This is a genomic window from Xanthomonas sp. BRIP62418, from assembly GCF_003993495.1.
GTDB lineage: Bacteria > Pseudomonadota > Gammaproteobacteria > Xanthomonadales > Xanthomonadaceae > Xanthomonas > Xanthomonas euroxanthea.
In genome coordinates, this window is the sequence record NZ_QEZG01000055.1 from 1 (window position 1) to 5,978 (window position 5,978).

At 53.8% G+C, this 5,978-nt stretch carries 1 protein-coding gene, 2 tRNA genes and 3 rRNA genes; all 6 read right to left on the bottom strand.

What is annotated here, in order from left to right; translation table 11 throughout:
• Window positions 1-353: 353 nt before the first annotated feature.
• A 5S ribosomal RNA gene (gene rrf / locus EO174_RS21210) occupies window positions 354-468 on the bottom strand.
• 127 nt (window positions 469-595) lie between these two features.
• A 23S ribosomal RNA gene (locus EO174_RS21215) occupies window positions 596-3,476 on the bottom strand.
• Window positions 3,477-3,703: 227 nt separating this feature from the next.
• Window positions 3,704-3,780: transfer RNA gene (locus tag EO174_RS21220), tRNA-Ile, on the bottom strand.
• Window positions 3,781-3,799: 19 nt separating this feature from the next.
• Window positions 3,800-3,875 (bottom strand) — tRNA-Ala (locus EO174_RS21225).
• Between the two features lie 94 nt (window positions 3,876-3,969).
• A 16S ribosomal RNA gene (locus EO174_RS21230) occupies window positions 3,970-5,516 on the bottom strand.
• Together the 16S, 23S and 5S rRNA genes with 2 tRNA genes alongside form the textbook arrangement of a ribosomal RNA operon.
• Window positions 5,517-5,748: 232 nt before the next feature.
• On the bottom strand, window positions 5,749-5,978 hold a 230-nt coding region (locus EO174_RS23090), incomplete at its 5' end, for a hypothetical protein (protein WP_206515098.1).

Sequence of the window (5,978 nt, forward strand, 5' to 3'; positions counted from 1 at the left end):
TGCCGCTGCAGTACCAGTGAGTGGGCCCTCAGCGTCAAGCGCGCGTCTTGGTACTGGGGCCATGCTTAGAGTGCGCCTTGCCGGTCCGGGTTCTGCGGTGACATTCAGACCTTTCGGCCTTGCTAGCGCGTCCTGCTTCAGCGCAAGCGCCGAGCGCGTGTCCTGGCATCGGTATCGCGCTCAGCCTGAGCATTGAGCCTGCGGATGCGGTGCGGATGCGGATGCGGATGCGGATGCGGATGCGGATGCGCTGGTCAGCGTGCGTCCTTGCGCAGTGTTTTTGGCGGTTACGTTGCGGATTTTGGACAAAAAGAAACCCTCAGTCCTGATGGACTGAGGGTTTCGGGTAAAGCCCCTGGCGATGACCTACTCTCGCATGGCTTGAGCCACACTACCATCGGCGCAGCTGCGTTTCACTTCCGAGTTCGGGATGGGATCGGGTGGTTCCACAGCGCTAATTTCACCAGGGAGACGGTTGGAGCGTCGCCATCCAAGAAACGGATTAAGGCGCCCAGTCTCGCATAGTTAACTTGTGACGTAGCTTGCGTTTGATGATCTACCAACGTTCGTTGGGACCAAGGCAACTTGAGGTTATATGGTCAAGCCGCACGGATCATTAGTATCAGTTAGCTCAATACATTGCTGTACTTACACACCTGACCTATCAACCACATAGTCTATATGGTTCCTTTAGGGGGCTTGTGCCCCGGGAAGTCTCATCTTGAGGCGCGCTTCCCGCTTAGATGCTTTCAGCGGTTATCGCTTCCGAACATAGCTACCCGGCAATGCCACTGGCGTGACAACCGGAACACCAGAGGTTCGTCCACTCCGGTCCTCTCGTACTAGGAGCAGCCCCTCTCAAACTTCCAACGCCCATGGCAGATAGGGACCGAACTGTCTCACGACGTTCTGAACCCAGCTCGCGTACCACTTTAAATGGCGAACAGCCATACCCTTGGGACCGACTACAGCCCCAGGATGTGATGAGCCGACATCGAGGTGCCAAACACCGCCGTCGATATGAACTCTTGGGCGGTATCAGCCTGTTATCCCCGGAGTACCTTTTATCCGTTGAGCGATGGCCCTTCCATACAGAACCACCGGATCACTAAGACCTACTTTCGTACCTGCTTGATCCGTCGATCTTGCAGTCAAGCACGCTTATGCCTTTGCACACAGTGCGCGATGTCCGACCGCGCTGAGCGTACCTTCGTGCTCCTCCGTTACTCTTTAGGAGGAGACCGCCCCAGTCAAACTACCCACCATACACGGTCCCTGATCCGGATAACGGATCTAGGTTAGAACGTCAAGCACGACAGGGTGGTATTTCAAGGATGGCTCCACTGCAGCTAGCGCCACAGTTTCATAGCCTCCCACCTATCCTACACAGACGAACTCAACGTTCAGTGTAAAGCTATAGTAAAGGTTCACGGGGTCTTTCCGTCTTGCCACGGGAACGCTGCATCTTCACAGCGATTTCAATTTCACTGAGTCTCGGGTGGAGACAGCGCCGCTGTCGTTACGCCATTCGTGCAGGTCGGAACTTACCCGACAAGGAATTTCGCTACCTTAGGACCGTTATAGTTACGGCCGCCGTTTACTGGGGCTTCGATCAAGAGCTTCGCCTTGCGGCTGACCCCATCAATTAACCTTCCAGCACCGGGCAGGCGTCACACCCTATACGTCCACTTTCGTGTTTGCAGAGTGCTGTGTTTTTGATAAACAGTCGCAGCGGCCTGGTTTCTGCGACCCTCTTCAGCTATAGCTCGCATGAGCCACCAAAAAGGGTGCACCTTCTCCCGAAGTTACGGTGCCATGTTGCCTAGTTCCTTCACCCGAGTTCTCTCAAGCGCCTGAGAATTCTCATCCTACCCACCTGTGTCGGTTTACGGTACGGTCTTCGTGAGCTGAAGCTTAGGAGCTTTTCCTGGAAGCGTGGTATCAGTGACTTTGCCATAAAGGCTCGTCTCGGTGCTCGGTCTTAAAGGATCCCGGATTTGCCAAAGATCCAAACCTACCGCCTTTCCCCGGGACAACCAACGCCCGGTACACCTAACCTTCTCCGTCCCTCCATCGCACTCACGCGAGGTGCAGGAATATTAACCTGCTTCCCATCGACTACGGCTTTCGCCCTCGCCTTAGGGACCGACTAACCCTGCGTCGATTAACGTTGCGCAAGGAAACCTTGGGCTTTCGGCGTGCGGGCTTTTCACCCGCATTATCGTTACTCATGTCAGCATTCGCACTTCCGATACCTCCAGCAGACTTCTCAATCCACCTTCGCAGGCTTACGGAACGCTCCTCTACCGCGCATAAAACAAGTTTTATGCACCCCAAGCTTCGGTTCACTGCTTAGCCCCGTTAAATCTTCCGCGCAGACCGACTCGACCAGTGAGCTATTACGCTTTCTTTAAAGGGTGGCTGCTTCTAAGCCAACCTCCTGGCTGTCTATGCCTTTCCACATCGTTTTCCACTTAGCAGTGAATTTGGGACCTTAGCTGTGGGTCTGGGTTGTTTCCCTTTTCACGACGGACGTTAGCACCCGCCGTGTGTCTCCCGGATAGTACGTACTGGTATTCGGAGTTTGCAATGGTTTGGTAAGTCGCGATGACCCCCTAGCCATAACAGTGCTCTACCCCCAGTAGTATTCGTCCGAGGCGCTACCTAAATAGCTTTCGAGGAGAACCAGCTATCTCCGGGTTCGATTAGCTTTTCACTCCTAATCACAGCTCATCCCCGTCTTTTGCAACAGACGTGGGTTCGGGCCTCCAGTACCTGTTACGGCACCTTCACCCTGGCCATGACTAGATCACCCGGTTTCGGGTCTACTGCCCGCGACTATGCGCCCTTATCAGACTCGGTTTCCCTTCGCCTCCCCTATACGGTTAAGCTTGCCACGAACAGTAAGTCGCTGACCCATTATACAAAAGGTACGCAGTCACTCTTGCGAGCTCCTACTGCTTGTACGCACACGGTTTCAGGATCTATTTCACTCCCCTCTCCGGGGTTCTTTTCGCCTTTCCCTCACGGTACTGGTTCACTATCGGTCGGTCAGGAGTATTTAGCCTTGGAGGATGGTCCCCCCATATTCAGACAGGGTTTCACGTGCCCCGCCCTACTCGTCTTCACTGGAGTGGCCCTTTTAAATACAGGGCTATCACCTTCTATGGCCAATCTTTCCAGATTGTTTTTCTAAAGCCATTCCAGCTTAAGGGCTGCTCCCCGTTCGCTCGTCACTACTTAGGGAATCTCGGTTGATTTCTTTTCCTCCGGTTACTTAGATATTTCAGTTCACCGGGTTCGCTTCCAGCAGCTATGAATTCACTGCAGGATACTGCCGAAGCAGTGGGTTTCCCCATTCGGACATTGCCGGATCAAAGCTTGTTGCCAGCTCCCCGACACTTTTCGCAGGCTACCACGTCCTTCATCGCCTCTGACCGCCTAGGCATCCACCGTGTGCGCTTATTCGCTTGACCATATAACCCCAAGTTGCCTCGGGGTCACATGCCGTGTTGTGTGGGGTACAAAGCCACCAACGCGAACATACGACTCAATTATTTAGGGACTCGAAGTCCCCGCCTTAGCCTCAACGACACGTTTAGATAGATATCTCAAACGCTCGCTACGTCACAAGTTATAAAAGAACATGTATCAGCCTCAACGCTGATCCATATAAATTCTTAAGTGTGCACTACATTCAGAGTGGTGGGTCTGGGTAGACTCGAACTACCGACCTCACCCTTATCAGGGGTGCGCTCTAACCACCTGAGCTACAGACCCGAAGTCTTTTCACTCAATATGGTGGAGCCTGTCGGGATCGAACCGACGACCCCCTGCTTGCAAAGCAGGTGCTCTCCCAGCTGAGCTAAGGCCCCAAAAGGGACTTCGCATACCGACCTGTGCCGGTATGAATCTCTGAATGCAGGTAATTTGTGAGGACGCCCGACAGGAACAATGACGTCATGCTCAAAAGGAGGTGATCCAGCCGCACCTTCCGATACGGCTACCTTGTTACGACTTCACCCCAGTCATCGGCCACACCGTGGCAAGCGCCCTCCCGAAGGTTAAGCTACCTGCTTCTGGTGCAACAAACTCCCATGGTGTGACGGGCGGTGTGTACAAGGCCCGGGAACGTATTCACCGCAGCAATGCTGATCTGCGATTACTAGCGATTCCGACTTCATGGAGTCGAGTTGCAGACTCCAATCCGGACTGAGATAGGGTTTCTGGGATTGGCTTACCCTCGCGGGTTTGCAGCCCTCTGTCCCTACCATTGTAGTACGTGTGTAGCCCTGGTCGTAAGGGCCATGATGACTTGACGTCATCCCCACCTTCCTCCGGTTTGTCACCGGCGGTCTCCTTAGAGTTCCCACCATTACGTGCTGGCAACTAAGGACAAGGGTTGCGCTCGTTGCGGGACTTAACCCAACATCTCACGACACGAGCTGACGACAGCCATGCAGCACCTGTCTCACGGTTCCCGAAGGCACCAATCCATCTCTGGAAAGTTCCGTGGATGTCAAGACCAGGTAAGGTTCTTCGCGTTGCATCGAATTAAACCACATACTCCACCGCTTGTGCGGGCCCCCGTCAATTCCTTTGAGTTTCAGTCTTGCGACCGTACTCCCCAGGCGGCGAACTTAACGCGTTAGCTTCGATACTGCGTGCCAAATTGCACCCAACATCCAGTTCGCATCGTTTAGGGCGTGGACTACCAGGGTATCTAATCCTGTTTGCTCCCCACGCTTTCGTGCCTCAGTGTCAGTGTTGGTCCAGGTAGCCGCCTTCGCCACGGATGTTCCTCCCGATCTCTACGCATTTCACTGCTACACCGGGAATTCCGCTACCCTCTACCACACTCTAGTGACCCAGTATCCACTGCAATTCCCAGGTTGAGCCCAGGGCTTTCACAACAGACTTAAACCACCACCTACGCACGCTTTACGCCCAGTAATTCCGAGTAACGCTTGCACCCTTCGTATTACCGCGGCTGCTGGCACGAAGTTAGCCGGTGCTTATTCTTTGGGTACCGTCAGAACAATCGGGTATTAACCGACTGCTTTTCTTTCCCAACAAAAGGGCTTTACAACCCGAAGGCCTTCTTCACCCACGCGGCATGGCTGGATCAGGCTTGCGCCCATTGTCCAATATTCCCCACTGCTGCCTCCCGTAGGAGTCTGGACCGTGTCTCAGTTCCAGTGTGGCTGATCATCCTCTCAGACCAGCTACGGATCGTCGCCTTGGTGGGCCTTTACCCCGCCAACTAGCTAATCCGACATCGGCTCATTCAATCGCGCGAAGCCCGAAGGTCCTCCGCTTTCACCCGTAGGTCGTATGCGGTATTAGCGTAAGTTTCCCTACGTTATCCCCCACGAAAGAGTAGATTCCGATGTATTCCTCACCCGTCCGCCACTCGCCACCCATAAGAGCAAGCTCTTACTGTGCTGCCGTTCGACTTGCATGTGTTAGGCCTGCCGCCAGCGTTCACTCTGAGCCAGGATCAAACTCTTCACTTAAAATTACATGTCCGAAGACAAATACTTTAGCTGCAGAAGTTCAACCACTGACAACTTATCGCTTGCAAAGCAATTAATATGTTGCTTTTTGATTAAACGTCTGCAAGATGGACAATCATCCTTCCTGCAGGCGTCCGCACAAATTACCTGCGCACACTGTCAAAGAACATTGGGAAGTGGCCTCAGCGCCGTTCCCGTCAGCTTCGTCGTTTCCGTCGAAGCGAGCCGCCCATTATAGCGGACTTTTTCTTGCCGTCAACACCTCATTTCGAGGTGGTTGACGCTGCTTCGTTTCGACCCGAAGGTTTTCTGCGAAGCGAGCCGACCATATTAGCAGGCTTTTCATCTTCGTCAACCCCTCGTGAAGAGGAAGTTGCCGCCGCTGCACCTCAATCTGCCGAAGCATCTTTCCGTGTAGCGAGCCGCCCATCATAGCCGGCTTTTTCGTTTCGTCAACACCTT